Source organism: Plantactinospora sp. B5E13 (genome assembly GCF_039871775.1).
In the GTDB taxonomy this organism is placed as follows: Bacteria; Actinomycetota; Actinomycetes; order Mycobacteriales; family Micromonosporaceae; genus Plantactinospora.
The window spans coordinates 70,556-87,821 of sequence record NZ_JBDPLT010000030.1 but is presented as its reverse complement, the minus strand read 5'-3'; the positions used below and the strand labels follow the sequence as shown (position 1 = coordinate 87,821).

General features: G+C 72.0%; 11 protein-coding genes and 1 pseudogene. 6 read left to right on the top strand and 6 right to left on the bottom strand.

Annotated features, from left to right (window positions below; translation table 11 throughout):
• Window positions 1-210: 210 nt before the first annotated feature.
• Both ABGB05_RS24325 and ABGB05_RS24320 read left to right on the top strand, forming a co-directional pair.
• A pseudogene (locus ABGB05_RS24325) lies at window positions 211-544 on the top strand (transposase family protein); the annotation flags it as partial.
• 16 nt (window positions 545-560) lie between these two features.
• Window positions 561-1,091: an IS5 family transposase gene (locus ABGB05_RS24320; RefSeq protein ID WP_347655789.1), complete on the top strand. Its 531-nt coding sequence runs from the start codon at window positions 561-563 to the stop codon at window positions 1,089-1,091.
• Between the two features lie 5 nt (window positions 1,092-1,096).
• Here ABGB05_RS24320 and ABGB05_RS24315 read toward each other — a convergent pair whose 3' ends face one another.
• The 3 genes from ABGB05_RS24315 to ABGB05_RS24305 all read right to left on the bottom strand — a co-directional run bounded on the left by ABGB05_RS24315 (window position 1,097) and on the right by ABGB05_RS24305 (window position 3,743).
• Window positions 1,097-1,537 (bottom strand): carboxymuconolactone decarboxylase family protein, encoded by a 441-nt coding sequence (locus ABGB05_RS24315; RefSeq protein WP_347655788.1) that lies wholly within the window; start codon window positions 1,535-1,537, stop codon window positions 1,097-1,099.
• A gap of 642 nt (window positions 1,538-2,179) precedes the next feature.
• Window positions 2,180-2,989 carry an AfsR/SARP family transcriptional regulator gene (locus tag ABGB05_RS24310; RefSeq protein ID WP_347655786.1) on the bottom strand — a complete coding sequence of 270 codons (810 nt, stop codon included), beginning with the start codon at window positions 2,987-2,989 and terminating at the stop codon, window positions 2,180-2,182.
• 109 nt (window positions 2,990-3,098) lie between these two features.
• On the bottom strand, window positions 3,099-3,743 hold the full coding sequence (locus tag ABGB05_RS24305; protein WP_347655785.1) for a hypothetical protein: 645 nt from the start codon (window positions 3,741-3,743) through the stop codon (window positions 3,099-3,101).
• A 333-nt stretch (window positions 3,744-4,076) separates the two neighbouring features.
• Between ABGB05_RS24305 and ABGB05_RS24300 the strand changes: the two genes are divergently transcribed.
• From ABGB05_RS24300 to ABGB05_RS24290, 3 genes are all read left to right on the top strand, one after another.
• Window positions 4,077-4,721, top strand: a complete 645-nt coding sequence (locus tag ABGB05_RS24300; RefSeq protein WP_347655795.1) for a DNA alkylation repair protein — start codon at window positions 4,077-4,079, stop codon at window positions 4,719-4,721.
• A gap of 143 nt (window positions 4,722-4,864) precedes the next feature.
• Complete coding sequence (locus ABGB05_RS24295; protein ID WP_347655784.1) at window positions 4,865-5,596, top strand: hypothetical protein; 732 nt, start codon at window positions 4,865-4,867, stop codon at window positions 5,594-5,596.
• Window positions 5,597-5,720: 124 nt separating this feature from the next.
• The gene (locus tag ABGB05_RS24290) at window positions 5,721-8,522 is read left to right on the top strand and encodes a TIR domain-containing protein (RefSeq protein WP_347655794.1); all 2,802 of its coding nucleotides are present in this window, start codon (window positions 5,721-5,723) and stop codon (window positions 8,520-8,522) included.
• On the opposite strand, the gene ABGB05_RS24285 is transcribed toward ABGB05_RS24290, so the two are convergent.
• Genes ABGB05_RS24285 through ABGB05_RS24275 form a run of 3 tightly spaced genes read right to left on the bottom strand, consistent with a single transcriptional unit; the run spans window position 8,485 to window position 11,022 of the window.
• Window positions 8,485-9,348, bottom strand: a complete 864-nt coding sequence (locus tag ABGB05_RS24285) for an AfsR/SARP family transcriptional regulator (protein ID WP_347655782.1) — start codon at window positions 9,346-9,348, stop codon at window positions 8,485-8,487. The genes ABGB05_RS24290 and ABGB05_RS24285 overlap by 38 nt on opposite strands.
• 34 nt (window positions 9,349-9,382) lie before the next feature.
• Complete coding sequence (locus tag ABGB05_RS24280; RefSeq protein WP_347655781.1) at window positions 9,383-9,910, bottom strand: hypothetical protein; 528 nt, start codon at window positions 9,908-9,910, stop codon at window positions 9,383-9,385.
• Window positions 9,907-11,022, bottom strand: coding sequence for a helix-turn-helix transcriptional regulator (locus ABGB05_RS24275; protein ID WP_347655780.1), 1,116 nt, complete (start codon window positions 11,020-11,022; stop codon window positions 9,907-9,909). Before ABGB05_RS24275 ends, ABGB05_RS24280 begins: the two co-directional genes overlap by 4 nt.
• A 263-nt stretch (window positions 11,023-11,285) precedes the next feature.
• Between ABGB05_RS24275 and ABGB05_RS24270 the strand changes: the two genes are divergently transcribed.
• A complete protein-coding gene (locus tag ABGB05_RS24270) occupies window positions 11,286-17,252 on the top strand; it encodes a LamG domain-containing protein (RefSeq protein WP_347655779.1) in 5,967 nt (1,988 codons plus the stop codon).
• The last annotated feature ends 14 nt before the right edge of the window (window positions 17,253-17,266 follow it).

Below are 17,266 nucleotides of genomic sequence, written 5' to 3'. Positions count from 1 at the left end.
GGTCGGTCCGCTCACCCTCGATTCGCAGCAATTCGACGTCAGCGGCAAGTCCGACCAGCACCTCGTGGTGTTCACCGCCGAACCAGACAGCTCATCCCACGAGGCACTGAAGTTGCTCGCCCAGTGGGCGAACACGCCGGTGGCTTGAAATCCCCGTTCCGGAAGTGCCCTTCCTCCGATTCAGCATCGTGGTTGTAGCTGTCGCCGCTGATGACCAACGACGTCACGGACGAGGGTGAGCGGATTCTGGTGCCGGCCCGGGCTCCTGGAGAAATGGTGGCCTGTCCGGGCTGCGAGGGGTGACGGGTCGGGTGCACGGTTGTCACCGGCGGACCGTCGCGGACGTGTCGGTCGATGCTCGGCCGGTGGTGGTGCGGGTACGCGTACGCCGTCTGGTGTGCCCGACGCGGGGCTGCCGTCGCACGTTCCGGGAACAGCTTCCGGGCGTTCTGGAGCGTTACCAGCGCGTACGTCGCGGTTGGTCTCCCAGGTCGCTGCGGTGGTACGCCATCTGGCTGGCCGGGGCGGCGCACGGTTGTTGTCGGTCCCAACAGGTCCGCGTGCAGGTCGAGGGCCGTCACCGGCAGCCGACCGCCGCGCTGGTCGACTCCCAGTCGGTACGCGCCGCGGAGACCGTCGGCCGGGCCAGCCGCGGCTATGACGCGGGTAAGAAGACCAACGGCCGCAAGCGTCACATCGCCGTGGACACCTGCGGCCTGCTCCTCGCTGTCCTGGTCACCGGCGCCCACGTGCAGGACCGCGACGCCGCCCGACCCCTGCTCTGGGCGCTACACGCCTGCTTCCTCGGCGTCCGCTTGGTCTGGGCCGACAGCGCCTACGCCGGCAGAGTCGTCGACTGGGCCGCTGCCCACCTCGCCCTGGCCGTGCGGATCGTCGCGAAGCTCGCGGGGCAGACCACCTTCGTCGTCCTGCACCGGCGCTGGTGCGTCGAACGCACCTTCTCCTGGATCAACCGGTGCCGACGCACCGTCCGCGACTACGAACGGCTACCCGGGCGCCACGCCGCGATGGTCCAATTGGCCATGATCATTATCATGACCCGCCGCCTCGCCCGCCACCAAAACCCCTGATCCCCTTACTTACCAGGGTCTGAACGATCCGGGTTCTCTGCGAAGACCTGGGCCGCGACCTGGTAGCCGTCGAACGCGCGTGCTACGCCAGCGTAGGCCGCGACCTGAAGAAAGACTTCGGCGATCTCTTCCTTGGTGGCGCCGGCGTTGAGCGCGATGCGGAGCTGACCACGGAGGGGCTCCAGGACGCCGAGTGTCGTCGCGATGGTGACGGACACCAGTGCCCGCGTCCGTGTATCTAGGTGCTCGGTGCGCGGCCAGACGTCGCCGAAGGCGTGCATCGTCGCGATCCGTTTGAAGTCTGCGCCGTTAGCTGGCTCACCAGGGGTGGCGCCAAGAAAGCGCTCCAAGCGGAAGCCCAGCAGGCGCTCAGCCGTGTCGAGCGCGGCGGCGTACCCCGGGTCTGTCGCCGCAGATGCCGGATCGTTCATCGTCACGATGCTCACTCTTCCATGTGCAAGGACGAAGCAGGCGAGATCCGGCATTTCGAACGTGACTGAGGGTCGCACCTAGTCAAGCTGATCAAGGACGAGCGAGCCTGGCTCATCGGCCCCGACGTAGCTGGACTCGAACTCAGCCGTCAGCGGACCACCCATGTCGACAGCAGCACTTGCCCAGATGGTGGAACCAGCGCGGATCAGAATCCCGCTACCACGGGCGCCGCTGCCCTTTTGCCACGTCAACCCCGGCAATCGGCCCAGGTCGAGGTGGGGCTGTGGGTGCTCGGTGGGTGCTCGGACGTCGGGGACCTGACACGGACGCTTCGGGACGGGGCCGGACTTCTGGCCGCTCACGAGGCGGGTCAAACTATCGACCAACCTCCATGCGTGACGCTTCCGGGCCTTGGACCTGCACGGACGCGGTGGGATGCGGCCGGACTGAGGTGGTTGCCGTCGGACAGATCTTGCGACAGAGTCGAGCGTGGGAAAGTGGGCGCGTTCACTTCGGACTACGGAACCGGAGGGCCAAGCCCCGGAACCGGAGGGCCACCCGTCCGGCAGGCAGGGGCGGGCCTGATCGTGCCCCGGCCCGCCGCCGCAGCGCGCTCCGACGTCCGGTGGAACCAGCATGCCGTGCGCGGCCCGGGCTCAGCGGTGGGTGGGGCGGATCTGGAAGCGGGGCGGGGCGGTCCGGAGCAGGCCGGGGTCCCGGCGCAGGATCGCGGCGTGCAGCCGTTCGAGCTCGTGGTCCGGGTCGAGCCCGAGCGAGCTGCGCATCTCCTCGCGCCCGGCCCGGTACACGGCGAGGGCGCCCGCCACGTCGCCAAGCCGGTAGAGCGCGAGCATCAGTTGCCGGCGCGGGCGCTCCCGTAGCGGGAACTCCGCGATGTGCTGGCGCAGGTCGGCGATGAGTTCCGGACCTCCACCGTGTCCGGCGCCGAGCAGGTCGAGTCGTACCTCGAAGTGGTCCTCCGCCACGCCGGTCCGGCGCTCCGCGAGCACCATCGCGGCGGCCGCCAGGACCGGACCGGTGTGTAGGCCGGCCAGCGGCGGTCCACGCCACAGCCGCAACGCCGTCGTGTACGCGGACTCCGCCGCGACCAGATCGCAGTCGAGGTGTCGGTGGCGCGCTTCGGTGCACAGCCGGTCGAACTCGACCAGGTCGACCAGTTCGGCGCCGAGACGCAGCCGGTATCCGCCGGGCTCGGTCGCGAGCTGCCCGCTGTTGTGGAACACCGCCCGGCGCAGTTCGGTGATGTACGTGCGCAGGTTGGGGATCGCCGACCGGGGTGGCTGGCTGTGCCACAGCTCGTCAACCAGCCGGTGCCAGGGCGTGAGCTGGCCGGCGTGCAGCAGCAGCAGGGCCAGCAGCGTCCGGGGCTTGTGTGCGGTGAGCGGGACCGGCTGTTCCCCGTCGTGGAGCTCGAACGATCCCAGAAGCCGAAACTCCAGCACCACGTCAGTCCTCCCCCGAGCAGACGTCGATAGTCAAGTTACGGAAAGGTTCCGGAACTATCAATCGACCATGGTGCTCGGTTTCGGCGGTGGCGACGACGGTGGTGGTCGATCAGTCGAACTCCTCGACGTACTCTTCCGGCGGGCCCAGTTCGGGGCGGTCCCGCAGTTCCAGCAGACCGCCGGACCGGTCCAGTTCGAGGACCGTGACGGTGCTCCCACCGGTACGCAGCAGTGGCGCCGGGCAGTAGAGGGTGACCTGCGGCCCGATCTCCCAGTACCGGCCGAGCAGGAAGCCGTTGACCCAGACCAGGCCCCGACCCGACCCCGGCAGGGCGAGGAAGGTGTCGGCGGGCGACTCGACCGGCACCGTCGCGGTGGCGAACCCCGGGCCGTCCGGTGTCGACGGCCCACCGGCGCCCGACGCCGCGGTATCGCCACCGGCGCCCGACGACGCTACGTCGCTGCCGGCGGCGACGGCCAGGCCGAGTTCCTCGACCGACCAGTCCTGCAGGGCGATCGGGGTACTCGCCCAGCCGTGCACGATCCGCCGGTCGACCAGGACCGGACCGGGCAGCCCCTTGTGTCCGCCGACGCCCGGGCCGTAGTTCACCCGGCCGAGGTTCTCGACCAGGATCTCCAGGCGTACGACCGCGCCGGTGCCGCGTACCGGGAGCTCCGGTGTCGCGGGGGCGGCGACGCCGAGCGGTACGCCGTCGACGAAGACCAGGGCCCGGTCGCGTACGTCGGTCAGCACGATCCGGTGCTCGCCGACCGGGATGCGCGGGTGGGCCGGTTGCGGGTGGCGCTGACCGAGCAGTACAGCCCGACCCTGACCGAGATCGCGGTGTACCACACCGGATCGTAGGAACGTCGTTCCGCCCGCCCGACCCAACCGGACGCGGACGACGCCCAGGCGGCGGGTGGATGCCACGAGCATCCACCCGCCGTTCGTTGTCCGGGAACGTCGGCCGGCCGTCGTAGGCTGCGTGTCGCAGGCGACGGACGGGAGGCTGAGGTGGCCGAGACGACGCTGGCCGAGACGGCGCTGGCTGGGACGACGGGCGCCGGGGCGACGCTGGTCGAGGTGATGGCCGAGCTGCGCGCGCTCGAGGACCCGAAGGCCCGCGCCGTGAACGAGAGGCACGGTGACGACCACGGGGTGAACCTCGGCAAGCTGCGTGCGGTCGCGAAGCGGCTCAAGACGCAGCAGGACCTCGCCCGCCGGCTCTGGGCGACCGGTGACACCGCGGCACGACTGCTGGCGCTGCTGATCTGCCGCCCGAGGGCGTTCGACCGCGCCGAGCTGGATGCCATGTTGCGTGCGGCGCGTGCCCCCAAGGTGCACGACTGGCTGGTGAACTACGTGGTGAAGAAGAACCCGTACGCCGAGGAGCTGCGGGTGGCCTGGTTCGCCGACCCGGATCCGGTGGTCGCCAGCGCCGGCTGGGCGCTGACCACCGAACGGGTGGCGAAAAAGCCGGAGGGCCTCGACCTGCCCGGACTGCTCGACGTCATCGAGGCGGAGATGAAGGACGCCCCGGAGCGCCTGCAGTGGGCGATGAACCACTGCCTGGCCCAGATCGGGATCGAGCACGCCGAGCACCGCGCCCGCGCCCTCGACATCGGTGAGCGCCTGGCGGTGCTCAGGGACTATCCGACCTCGCCGGGCTGCACGTCGCCGTACGCGCCGACCTGGATCACCGAGATGGTGCGTCGACAGCACGGCGGCTGATACCGCAACGGCATCGAGCGTGTCGCGTGGCTGCCTGTCCTGTCCACATCGTCCGGGTGCCGGCAGTACGTTCCATCGTGATTGAATGACACTGCTGACGCGCGGCGGAGGGCACATCCGCGTCACGGAGAGCGGGGGGCTACATGGTGCGCCGAGGCTGGTGGTTCAAGGCCCTGGTGGGCCTGGTTGTCGGCGCTGCCGTGGGCGTGGCGGTCTACTACGCGAGTCTGCTCAAGGGGCAGAACCTGTTCATTCTCGCCGGAGCCACCGCGGGCGCCGTGGCAGCGGTGGTCGTGCACGCGTACAGCGTCAGCGGGATCCGGCTGACCGACGTCAAGGTGACCGTGCCTCAGCTCAGTGAGCTGAACTTCGTGCTCACCCGTGACACGCAGCAGGTCGCCTGGCGGCTGTTCAAGGAGATGACCAGCCGGGTGGCCGTACGACCGCTGGCTCCCGGTACCGGTCGGCTCCGGGAGGCGCTGTCCTCGCTGCACGCGCTTGTACTGCTGACGCGGCAGATTCTCGACGAGGTGAGGCCGAGCAAGATCGTCGGCGCGGCACCGTCGGTCGAGCACCTCGCGCTCGCCATGCTGAACAGGGAGCTCGCGCCGTTCCTCTCCCGCTGGCACCCCGAGCTGCACGCCTGGGAGCAGGAGTCGCCCGGTCGGCCCGACCAGGAGTGGCCGGGGAACGCCGAGTGCCGAACCGAGCTCGCGGCCATGCAGATGCGGCTCAGGGCCTACGTGCTGGGCTTCGGGAAGCTCGCCGGCATGAGTGACGACACGGTCCGGGCGCTGCTGGATGGAGAGCCCGGCTTCGACAACACAGCTGCGAAGGGCACCGGCTCGCTGCCGTACCAGCGCAACACCGCCTGACCGCATTGGACCCGGGGCACACATGTCGATCGGGTCACGGCTCGGCGGGCTGACGTCGTCCGTCGCCAGTCAGCACAATCTTCGGTTTTCCCACCACTGGGCACGGTGACGTGGAGGTGCGCTCATCAGGCGGGACGCGTTCATCTCGTACAGCCACCAGCGAGACAAGCAGTTGGCGAAGGCCCTCGAGCACGGGCTGAAAAACCTGGCCCGACCCTGGGCCCGCCGACCGGTCATCCGGGTGTTCCGGGACACCACAAGCCTGTCGGCCAACCACGACCTGTGGTCGTCGATTCTCGGTGAGCTCCAGGAAAGTCGATACTTCATCTACCTTGCCTCGCCGGAGGCGGCCGCCTCACGGTGGGTTCGCAGGGAAATCGACTTCTGGATCGCCAACCGACCCATGGAGCGCTTCCTGATCGCCGTCAGCGCCGGGACTCTCGTCTGGGCTCCCGAGGCCAACGACTTCGACTGGTCGCGTACGGATGCCCTGCCGCCCACGCTGCGCGGGAAGTTCCCGGCCGAACCGCTCTGGGTCGACCTGGCACCGGCTCGCCTCGGTGAGAAGTATTCGCTGCGGCAGGGCGAGTTCCGGGATGCGGTCGCCACGCTCGCCGCGCCGCTGCACGGTCGCACCAAGGATGACCTCGACAGCGACGACATCCGCCAACACCGCCAGTTCACGCTGGTGCGCCGCCTCGCCTTCGCCATTCTCGCGAGCCTCCTGGTCGTTGCCGTGGGCGCGTTCGTTGTCGCATGGCAGCAACGGAACGAGGCGTTGAACCGGGCACACGTCGCCGCCTCGCAGGCGATGGCGGCACGGTCGATCGAGGTAGCCGACCAGGACCCACGCACCGCCGCCCAACTGGCGCTGTACTCCCGCAGCGCCCAACAGACGAGCGAGTCCACGCGGGCCCTCGCCGCCGCGATGGAGGCCAACCGGTACGTCGCCCGGCACCTGCGGGGCGGCTCCAACACCGTCGCCGGCTACACGGGATCAGCGGGCGGTTACGACACCCAGGTGGCGATCAGCCGCGACGGTGGGACGCTGGCCTACTACTCGCACTACGACCCGGCCCAGACCGTCCACGTCCACGACATCCGGACCGGCACCGAGCGCCAGCTGGAGACCGGCGGATTTCCGATGGGTACCGGATTTCTCCAGCTCAGCGCCGACGGAGGGCTGCTGGCGCTCGAGGTCTGGCCCAACCAGATCGAACTCTGGGATGTCCGCCAGGCGACCCGGCTGCGCACCCTGGAGGCCGGGGATCCCTCGCAACTCGCCAACGCCGTCGACGGGATCTGGGCCGCCGCGTTCTCCCCGAGCGGACGGTGGTTGGCCGCCACGTACCACACCTCCGGCGTCGACGAGCGCCAACTGGCCGTCTGGGACGCGCGGACCGGCGCGGTGCTGAGTCAGGGCGCGAGCCGCGTCGAGGAACTCGCCTTCGACGAGGGCGAACGCCTGCTCGCCTGGGAGCCGGGTCGACTCCGGCGGTTCGCCACCGGGACCCGGGCGTGGACGGGCGTCGGCAAGCCCCGGGCGACCGGGGCGGAAGAGGAGGTGCAGGCACTCTTCCCCGACGGCCGTGCACTGATCAGTACAAACTCCGGCAGCACGACGGAGCTGTGGGACCTGCGCGCGGGGCGGCGGCAGGGAATCACCCGCGGTGGTGGCCTGCTGGCGACGCTACCCGCCGGCGACGCTTCGGCGGTGGTGGGAGCGCTCGGTGGTGAGATCGCGATCTACGACACGGCGCTCCGGTCGCAGGTCACCCTCGGTTCGTTTGCCTGGCCCGCCCGTAGTATCGCCGTCTCTGGCGACGGGCGTTGGATCGCCGCCGGGTCGACCGACGGTGCGGTGACGCTCTTCGACGCCGATCGGGCGCGCACCGGAGAGGCCCTGGCGAGCGATGTGCCGAAGGGAGGAGACCTCGTCTCGCACGGACGCCTGGCCCTGCGGGTGGTCGGATCGACCACCGAGGTGTGGGCCGGGACGGATGACGGCGGTGGCCCGCGTCGGCTGGGGATTCTGCCGGTGGAGTTCGAGCCGGGGGACGACGCTCTCACGGTCAGCCGCGACGGAAGCCGGGCGGTCTTCGTTGACGAGGGCGATCGGCAGTTCACCGCACAGATGTCGTTGTGGGACCTGCGTACCGGCGAGCAGATCGGAACGAGAGAAACCTATTACGGCCATGACGTGTCGTTCGAAACCGAGGACGGCGTCCATTTCCTGGCCGATGCAGTTCACGTCGTCGTGCTCGGGCGGGACGGCCCGCTGCTCATCGACACCCGGAGCTGGGCGCGCCGGCAGATCGGAGACGAGGGCAGCGGCATCGGCGCGGTGGCGGCCAGCGACGACGGCGGGACGTTGGTCCTCCTGAACATCACGACCAACACCATCGCGGTCTGGAGGTGGACCGGCGGCGAACTCGAGAAGGTCCGAGAGGTCCCGTACGAGTCACACGGCGCCGAGTTCGGCGCGGATCTGACGGTGAGCCCACACGGGGACAAGGTCGCCCTGATCGACGATGACGGCCGTCTGTTCATCGTCGACGTCGACAGCGGCGAAGTGGTCAACGGGCTGGCGGGGAACGGGGGCGATCACGCCGTCTTCAGCCGGGATGCCCGCCTGCTCGTGCAGCCCGGCCGGGTCGGGCCGGTCGTCGTACTCCGATTCTGGGACACCAGCAACGCGGAGGCCGCAGGGAGTTGGACGGTCCGGCAGAGCAGTGACGCGCGGATGACTCTGCCGGCCGGAGACCACCTCGTTGTCGTCGCCTCCGACGGATCGCTCACCGTGTCGGAGGTGGACATCGACGCATGGCGGCACTCGCTCTGCGGGCTCCTCGACAGTTCGAGACCAGCGGCGCCGTACGACCGCTACCTCAGCGGGCTGGACATCGACAATCCGTGTCGCAGCTGAGTCCACCGCTCCGGCGGCCGGCCAGATCCGAACTGATCCGCGCTCCCACCAGGACGGGGTCCGGGGTGCTGGACAGACCAGCACCGAGCGCCGGGTCGTCGGCGAGTACGGCCCGGCGCAACCCCCGCAGCTCCGCACCGGGACCGACGCCGAGTTGCGACACCAGCACCTCCCGCACCGACTGGTACGCCTGCAACGCCTCGGCCTGCCGGCCGGCCCGGTACAGCGCCACCATCAACCGGCACCACAGGGACTCCCGCAACGGCTGCCGGGCGGTCAGGTCCCGCAGCTGCGGCAGCAGGTCACCGTGCCGGCCGGCGTCGAGCAGCAGGTCGAGCCGGCGTTCGGTGGCCGCGTACCACTCCTCGGCCAGCCCCGGCGCGTACTCGGCGACGAGCCACTCGGAGCTGACGTCCTGCAGCGGCTCGCCACGCCAGCAGCCGAGCGCGCGGTCCAGAAGGTCCAGTTCGGCGCCGGCGTCGGTGCCGGCGGTCCGGGCCGCGCCGACCAGGGCCCGGAACCGGTACACGTCGACCGTCTGCGGTGGCGCGATCAACCGGTAACCGCCGGTCATCCCGGCGACCACGTCCGTGCCGAGGTCGTGGCGCAGCCGGGTGACGATGGTGGAGATCGCCCGACGGGCCAGCGCCGGGACCTCCTCACCCCAGAGGTAGCGGGCCAACGCCCCGGTGCTCACCGTCCGTCCGGGAGTGAGTGCGAGCGCGCTGAGCGCCACCTGTCGGCGGGGCGCGGCGATCGGCACCGGCCGGCCGTCCACGACCACCTGCGTCGGCCCGAGCAGATTGATTTCCAGGACACCGTGCACGATTCCCTCGGTTTCGTTCGGCTCCCGGACCCGGTCACCAGCAGGTGCCGCAGACCGGGCTCGGCATCGAGTCGCCGTGGCGGACCACCCGGACACAGCGGTCGACCAGCGGATCGTCGGTGGGCAGGTGTTCGACGGTGACCCCGGCCTCCGGGTCCCAGCCCACCCCGACACACCCGATCCGTACCGTGCGATCGGTGATCACGCAGATTCCGATCGCCCCCGGGGCGAGGGCGTTGGTCTCCTGGAACGGGGTCGGCGCGGTGGTGGCGTACGGGCGCAGCCGGATGTCGTACAGCACCCCCTGCGGCTCGTACTCGTGGTAGGTGGCGTACCCAAAGGTCGCGGTCTGCTTCGGATCCGCGCAGTCGAGGTGGCCGGCGAGGGTGAGGTAGTTGATTCCCTTCACCTCGTCCGTCTCGACATCCAGCAGGTCGATCGCACCCGACCCGCACGGGATCCGGTGCCACACCGGCTCACCGGCCAGCGCCGGTCCGGCGCCGCTGAGTGCGGTGAGTACGCTGACCGCCCCGGCGGCCAGCATCGCCAGCAGTCGTCTCATCGTTCGTCCCCCTCGGTTGGTTCACACTCGGATGTCCTCGACGGGGTCGTCGCCTTGGACGGGGTCGCCGCGTTCAGTGCGCCGAGGGCGAGTCCGAGCTGGAAGCGGTTCTCCACCCCGAGCCGGTCCATCAGCGCCCGCAGCGTGTACGTGACCGACCGCGTCGAGATGCCGAGCTGCTTCGCGGCACTGCTGTCGGTGTGCCCCTCGGCGAGCAGTCCGACCACCGCTCTCTCTCGTGGTGTGAGCACGACCTCGGGTACTCCGTTCCGGCGTGGGTCGGTCGCGTCCGTCCAGTGCCGGGCGAACAGCGAGAGGAGGGACTCGACCGCGGCGGGCTCGACGACCTCCCAGGTCCCGCGGTCCAGCCCGCCCGGGTCGACGGCGACCAGCGCGACGCGCCGGTCGAAGATCATCAGCTTGTGTGGCAGCCGCACCGCTTCCCGGTACTCCCCACCCAGCCGGGCGAACTCGGTCGCGTGCCGCGACGACCGGTCGCCGTCCGCCGGTGCCCGGCCGAGCGACCGCAGTCGGATCCGGCGCCGGAGCAGTGCGAGGTCCATCGGTGCGGCGATCGCCAACGCCTCGGTACTGAAGATCTCCTCCGGGTTCATCGCCAGGTGCTCGGCACGTTCGACCGCGACCAGTTCGGCTATGCGGCGTCGGGTGGCGGCCCGGTCCGGCAGGTGCCGGGCCGGAAACGCCTGACCGGACGGGGCCACGAACGGGGGACCGGACGAGGGCGCGAACGCGACGTGGGCCGGCATCGGCACCGACCCGGCACCGCCCGGCGCGGCGGCGCGCCGGAACGCGCGCCGCCGCAGGGTCGGCACCGCCGCGTCGACGGGCACCGCCCGCCAGCTCACCGCCCCCGCCCCGTAGGCGGTCGCCGGCCCGTTCACCCCCACCAGGTCGGCGTCGTCGAGCTCCTCCAGCGCGGCACGGACCCGCCGTACGGGGAGCCCGAGGCTCGCCGCCACGGCGCCGGCGTTCCGGGGGCCGAAGCTGACCAGGCAGCGGTACACCAGGTCGGCGTCGGCCGACAGCCCCCACCGGACCAGCAGCGGCACCGCGGTCCCGACGGCCAGCACCCCCGTGCTCCTGCCCGTCATGGGCAACCCCCCTCCCCCCGGAGTTCGGTACGCCGCGATACAAGCACAGGCCGGCGCCGATGTCTCGGGTCGACGAGATCACCTCGCTGATTTGTTGCGTGATCGCGCAACCCGCCCCGTCCGGGCCGGTCGGGCGTCGTGAACCGCTGCGCGGCGAACCGGGGCGCGGACCGGTGAAACCGGACTGGTGACGCGGTGAAGCCGCCCTGAAGACGGAGGCGTCCACCCTGGCGTCCGCTCGATCCGAGGGGAAGGGACGTGACGTGCGGGGGATCATGGGGGGACGGGCCGGACTCCGGTGGCGGGCCGGGGCGGCCGTCGTGGTGACGGTCCTGGCGGCGGTACCGCCGGCCGTGGCGGTGGTCGAACGGCAGGAACCGCGCGGCGCCGCCGACCGGGTACGGCTGTCCGAGGCGCCGGAGGCGACCACGGCGCTGGCGGCAGCCCGGAGACAGGGCAGCCGGGTGGAGGCGGTCGAGCTGCGGAGCGCGACCCGGACGGTGTACGCCGAGCCGGACGGGACGATGACCGCGGAGCTGGACAGCCGTCCGGTACGCGCCCAGCGGCCGGACGGCACGTGGACGTCGGTCGACCCGACGCTGGTACGCCGGCCGGACGGCACCGTCGGCCCGGCGGCGGCGACCGTGGAACTGTCCTTCTCCGGCGGCGGCGTCGACACCCCGTTGGTCCGGTACGGCAACCGGGGCGGCTGGCTCGAACTCTCCTGGCCCGGCCGGCTGCCCGCGCCGACACTCGACGGCGACACCGCCACCTACCCGGAGGTGCTGCCCGGCGTCGACCTGCGGCTGCGGGCCGACGTCGACGGCTACGCCCAGTACCTGGTGGTCAAGAACCGGGCCGCGGCGGCCAACCCGAAGGTCCGGCAGACCCGGCTCGGGCTGCGTACCTCCGGACTGACCGTCCGGGCCACCGGGTCGGGTGCGCTGGAGGCCCGGGACCGTACCGGCACCGTCCTGTTCGGCTCTCCGGCGTCCCGGATGTGGGACTCCGGCACGCCCCGACGGAACGCCGAGGTGGCCGTCACGGTCGGCAGGACAACGCTGACCCTGCGTCCGGACCCAACGCTGCTGGCCGACCCGGCCACCCGGTATCCGGTCACCGTGGACCCGCTGTGGCACACCGCCGACAAGCAGTCCTGGGCGTCGGTGCTCTCCGGCAACGCCGGCACGTCGTACTGGAACAGCAGCGGGGCGCCGCCGTGGGCGCAGGTCGGCCAGTGTTACGTCCCGTCCGGCGAGTGCAACGGGATCGGTGAGGCGTGGACGTACTGGCTCTTCGACACCAGCTTCCTTACCGGCCGGCTGATCATCTCGGCGGACCTGAACGCGACCGTGGTGGCCAGCCCGAACTGCACCAGCGGGACACACCAGCTCTACCGGGCGAACGCGGCGCTGACCCAGGCCAGGAGCAGCTGGAACACCCGGGCGGGCGGAACGCTGATCAGCGAGTTCTCCGCCCCGGGCGTGCACACCAACTGCGCCGGCTACAAGGAGGTCGGACTCTCCGTCGCCGGCCACGTCAACCTGGGCGGCAGTACCACCTTCTTCGTCAGGGCGAAGGATCCGGCCGACCAGTTGGCGTGGCGCCGGTACCAGAACAACGCCCAACTGCGGGTCAACTTCAACCGGGTGCCGGGTGTCCCGACCGACCTGCGGACCGACCCGCCGTTGCCGGAGCCGTGCCGCTGGTGCGCCGGGGTCCGGTACGTCGGCGACGCCGCCGTGCGGCTGACCGCGACGCTGGCCGACCCGGACGGCGACCAGGTGCAGTCGCTGTGGCGGGTGAACGTCGGCGGCACCTGGTACGAGTCCCGCAGCAGGTACGTCGACTCCGGCCTGGTGCACTCGTACACGGTCGACACCGACGGCCGGCACGGTCAGGCGGTGGAGTGGGCGGTGAAGGCCGAGGACACCGCCCGGCACGGCGGCGACTTCGCGTACGGCACCCGGTTTGTCGTCGACCGCCAGCCGCCCGCCGCGAAACCCGGGGTCCGGGGCACGTTGTACCAGGAGGACAACCGTTGGCACGGCGGGGTCGGCGTACCGGACCGGTTCGTCTTCGACTCCGGCGGAGTCGGCGACGTCGACCACTACCGGTGGGGGTGGACCCAGGACCCGACAAACGTGGTCCCCGCCGACGCGCTCGGTGGCGGCGCCACGGTGGAGCTGACCCCACCCGGCGACGGGCCACGTGACCTGTTCGTGCAGAGCGTGGACCGGGCCGGGCACCGCGGCCCGGTACGCCAGTACCACTTCTACGTCCGGGCCGGCAGCGGGCCGCTGGCCCAGTGGTCGCTCGACGGCGGTACGACCGACGACGCGTGGCTCGGCGACCGGGACGCGACCGCGGTCGGCGCCGTCACGTACGGCCCCGGCGCGGTCGGCCAGGCGGCCCGGCTCGACGGCACCGCGGCGTACCTGACCGCGCCGCCCGCGGTCCGGACCGACACCAGTTTTGCCGTCTCCGCCTGGGTCCGGCTCGACAGCGCCGGGTACGCCCGGGCCGTGCTGAGCCAGAGTGGCACCAACTTCGCCGGCTACGTGCTCTGGTACCGACCGGAGGACGGAGGCCGGTGGGCGTTCGGGATGCCCCGGTCGGACGCCGGCTACCAGGGCACCGACCTGGCCACCTCGGCCCAGCCGGCCCAGGTCGGGGTCTGGACCCAGCTGACCGGGGTGTACGACGCCCGCGCCCGGACCCTGCGGCTGTACGTCGACGGTGTGCTCGCCGGCAGCGCCGAGCGGACCGTCCCGGACTGGAACGCCACCGGCTGGACCCAGATCGGCCGGACGATGTGGAACGGCAGTGCCGGCGTCGACCACTGGCCGGGCCTGGTCGACGAGGTGCGGGTCTACGACCGGGCGCTCACCGCCGACGAGGTACGCGCCTCGGTCGGCACCGACAACGTGCAGGTCGGCCACTGGCGGTTCGACGAGCTGACCGGCGGCACCGGGCGGAACGCGGTGTCCGGCGGCGAGATGCTGACCCTGCACGGCGACGCCGCGTTCACCGGTGACGGCGACGGCGACGGGTTGGCCGACGGTGGCGCGGTCGGCGGCGCGGTACGCCTCGACGGCGACGACCACGCCGCGACCGCCGGCCCGGTGCTGCACACCGACCGGAGCTTCACCGTCGCCGGCTGGGTCCAGCTCGACGTGTCGCCGCCGGCCGGGCAGTCGGCCACCGCGCTGTCCCAGGACGGGGCCGCGACCAGCGGGTTCTTCCTCGGCTACCGGGACCGGCCGACCGGCGACGTGTGGGAGTTCGCCACCCCGGGCGCGGACGCCACGAACGCCCCGGGCGGCGCCGGGATCCAGTCGTCGACTCCGGCGCAGCCCGGGGTGCCGACGCACCTGGCCGCCGTACACGACGCCGACGGGCGGCAGATCCGGCTCTACGTCAACGGCGTGCTGGCCGGCAGCGCCGGGCGTACCGACGGGTTCGACGCCACCGGCCCGCTGGTGGTCGGGCGCGGCCTCGACGGCGGGCCGGCCGCGTACTGGACGGGCTGGGTGGACGAGGTACGGGCGTACAGCCGGGCGCTGTCCGAGGCGGAGATCCAGGCGGTGGTCAGCCGGGACGACGTCGCGCTCGGCGAGTGGCGGCTGGACGGTACCGCCGGGGGCGGCAGCGGCCACGGCGGCGACGGCACCTTGCACGGCACTCCGGCCTGGGGTGCGGGGCAGGGCGACGTACCGGACCCGACCGACCTGGCGGTGCTGCTCAGTGGTGACGACCATGTGACGGTGCCGCTGACGGTCGACGTCCGGCAGAGCTTCTCGGTCGCCGCCTGGGCCAGACTCGACGAGGCCGGCGGCACCGCGACCGTGGTGTCGCAGGACGGCAGCCGGGTCAGCGCCTTCCAGCTGATGTCCGGCTCGGACGGCCGGTGGGCGTTCCTGATGCCCGGCAGCGACGCGGACAACGGGGGTGTGCTGACCCGGGTGTCCGGTCCGACCGCCCAGGTCGGCGTCTGGACCCACCTGGTCGGCGGCTACGACGCCGGCGCCGGCAAGCTGTTCCTGTACGTCAACGGGGTACCGGCCGGCACCGCGCCGCACACCCAGAGCTGGCACCACCCGGCCGGCGGCCTGCAGGTCGGGGGCGGCTGGTGGAACGGCAACCGGCAGAACCGGCTGCGGGGCGCGATCGACGACGTGACCGTGTACGGCCGGGTGCTGTTCGCCGGGGAGATCCGCGAACTGGCCGGCCGGGACCTGACCCTGGCCCACAACTGGCGGCTGGACGAGGGCAGCGGCGGGCAGGCCGCGGACGCGGTCGGGCGGCGGGCCGCCACCGTGGCCGGCGGGGTCACCCGGACACCGGGGCGACTGGGCAACGCGGTCGCGCTGAACGGCACCGACGGCCGGCTCGGCACCGCCGGGGTCGACGTCCGGACCGACGCCGACTTCACCGTCGCCACCTGGGTGCAGCTGGACCGTACCTGCGTGCCGGCCGCCGACCAGTTCGAGTGCAAGCTGGTCGCGGTCAGCCTGGACGACCCGGCCGGCCCGGCCAGCAAGTTCCGGCTCGGCCACTGGCGGGACCGGGGACAGCACGCCGACGGCGTCTGGGTGTTCGAGATGCCGGAGCCGGACGGCACGATCACCAAGGCCGCCGTGCCGGTCCTGCCGTCCGACTTCGGTCGCTGGGTGCACCTGGCCGGCGTCTACGACCGGGCCACCGGCAAACTGTGGCTCTACGTCAACGGCACCCGCAAGGGCGACGGCACTCTCAACCAGCCCTGGCAGGCCACCGGCGGCCTGCAGATCGGCCGAGGCCGGGACGCGGCCGGCGACCCGGGCCAGTGGTTCCCGGGCCGGGTCGACGACGTACGGCTCTACACCGGTGCGTTGGACGACGGCCGGATCGGCGGCCTCTACCACTCGTACCCGGTGCAGTGCGGCACGATCGGTGCGCCGACGCCGTGCACCCTGCCGAGCGCCGGGGCCGGCCGGTGGCGCTTCGACGAGAACACCGGCAGCACCGCCGCCGACGCCTCCGGCCGGGGACTGGACGCCACCCTGGGCGGCGGCGCGGACTGGACGCCCGGGCGGATCGGCCACGCCGGACGGTTCAACGGGGTCGACGGGTACGCGCAGACCGCCGGCCCGGTGCTGGACACCGCACGCGGCTTCTCGGTCTCGGTCTGGGCGTACCCCGGCACCGAGACGTCCGCCGCCGACCAGGTGATCGTCGCCCAGAACGGCACCCAGTCCAGTGCGTTCTCCCTCTACCAGGACGCCGGCGGCCGGTGGGCGGCGGCGACCACCACCGGCGACACCGCCGCGCCGACCGTGCTCCCGGTCGTCTCCACCGAACGGGTCCGGGCCGGCCACTGGACCCATCTCGGCCTGGTCTACGACGCCACCCTGCGACAGCTCCGGCTGTACGTGAACGGCCGGCTCTCCGCCGCCCGGACCGGGGTCGTCACCTGGTCCGCCACCGGTCCGTTGACGATCGGCCGGGGCCGGTCCGGTGGCACCGACGGCCGGTACCTCACCGGGGCGGTCGACGACGTGCGGGCGTACCCGACCGCGCTGCGCGACGGCGAGCTGGCCGAGGTGTACGACGACACCAGCCCGGCCGCGTACGGGAACTGGACGTTCGACGACAACACCGTCACCGACTCGTCCTGGCGGGCGAACCCGACCAGCACCACCGGCGCGGTGAGCTACGTCGACGGGGTCCGGGGCCGGGCGCTGTCGCTGGACGGCGAGAGCGCCGCCACCACCGGGCAGCTGGGGGTGCCGACCCAGGCCAGTTTCACCGTCTCGGCCTGGGCGAGGCTGACCCACGAGCCGGCGGTGCAGACCGTGCTGGGCCAGGACGGCACCCGGACGGGCGGGTTCGCGTTGCGCTACGACCCGAGCCTGGACCGGTGGGTGTTCGGTGCCTGGACCCAGGACGCCGACGCCGCCGAGTTCCGGTACGCCCGGTCGGACGTGGCGGCGGTGGTCGGGGAGTGGACCCACCTGACCGGGGTCTACGACCACGCCGGCGGCCAACTGCGGCTGTACGTCAACGGGCAGCTCGCCGGCAGCGTCGACCGCGTCACGCTGTGGCCGGCGACCGGCGGACTCACCATCGGGCGCGGCTGGCGGCACGGCGCACCGGCCCACCACTTCACCGGCCAGATCGACGAGGTACGGACCGATCTCGGCGTGGTGCCGGACAGCGAGATCAACCAGCGGGCCGGTCGAGACTGAGCAGGAGGAGAAAG

Bases quoted from the DNA above. Each gene is read 5' to 3' on its own strand.
- ABGB05_RS24280 (WP_347655781.1), bottom strand. From the start codon at position 9,910: ATGAGACGACTGCTGGCGATGCTGGCCGCCGGGGCGGTCAGCGTACTC.
- ABGB05_RS24295 (WP_347655784.1), top strand. From the start codon at position 4,865: ATGGTGCGCCGAGGCTGGTGGTTCAAGGCCCTGGTGGGCCTGGTTGTC.
- ABGB05_RS24275 (WP_347655780.1), bottom strand. From the start codon at position 11,022: ATGACGGGCAGGAGCACGGGGGTGCTGGCCGTCGGGACCGCGGTGCCG.
- ABGB05_RS24300 (WP_347655795.1), top strand. From the start codon at position 4,077: ATGGCCGAGCTGCGCGCGCTCGAGGACCCGAAGGCCCGCGCCGTGAAC.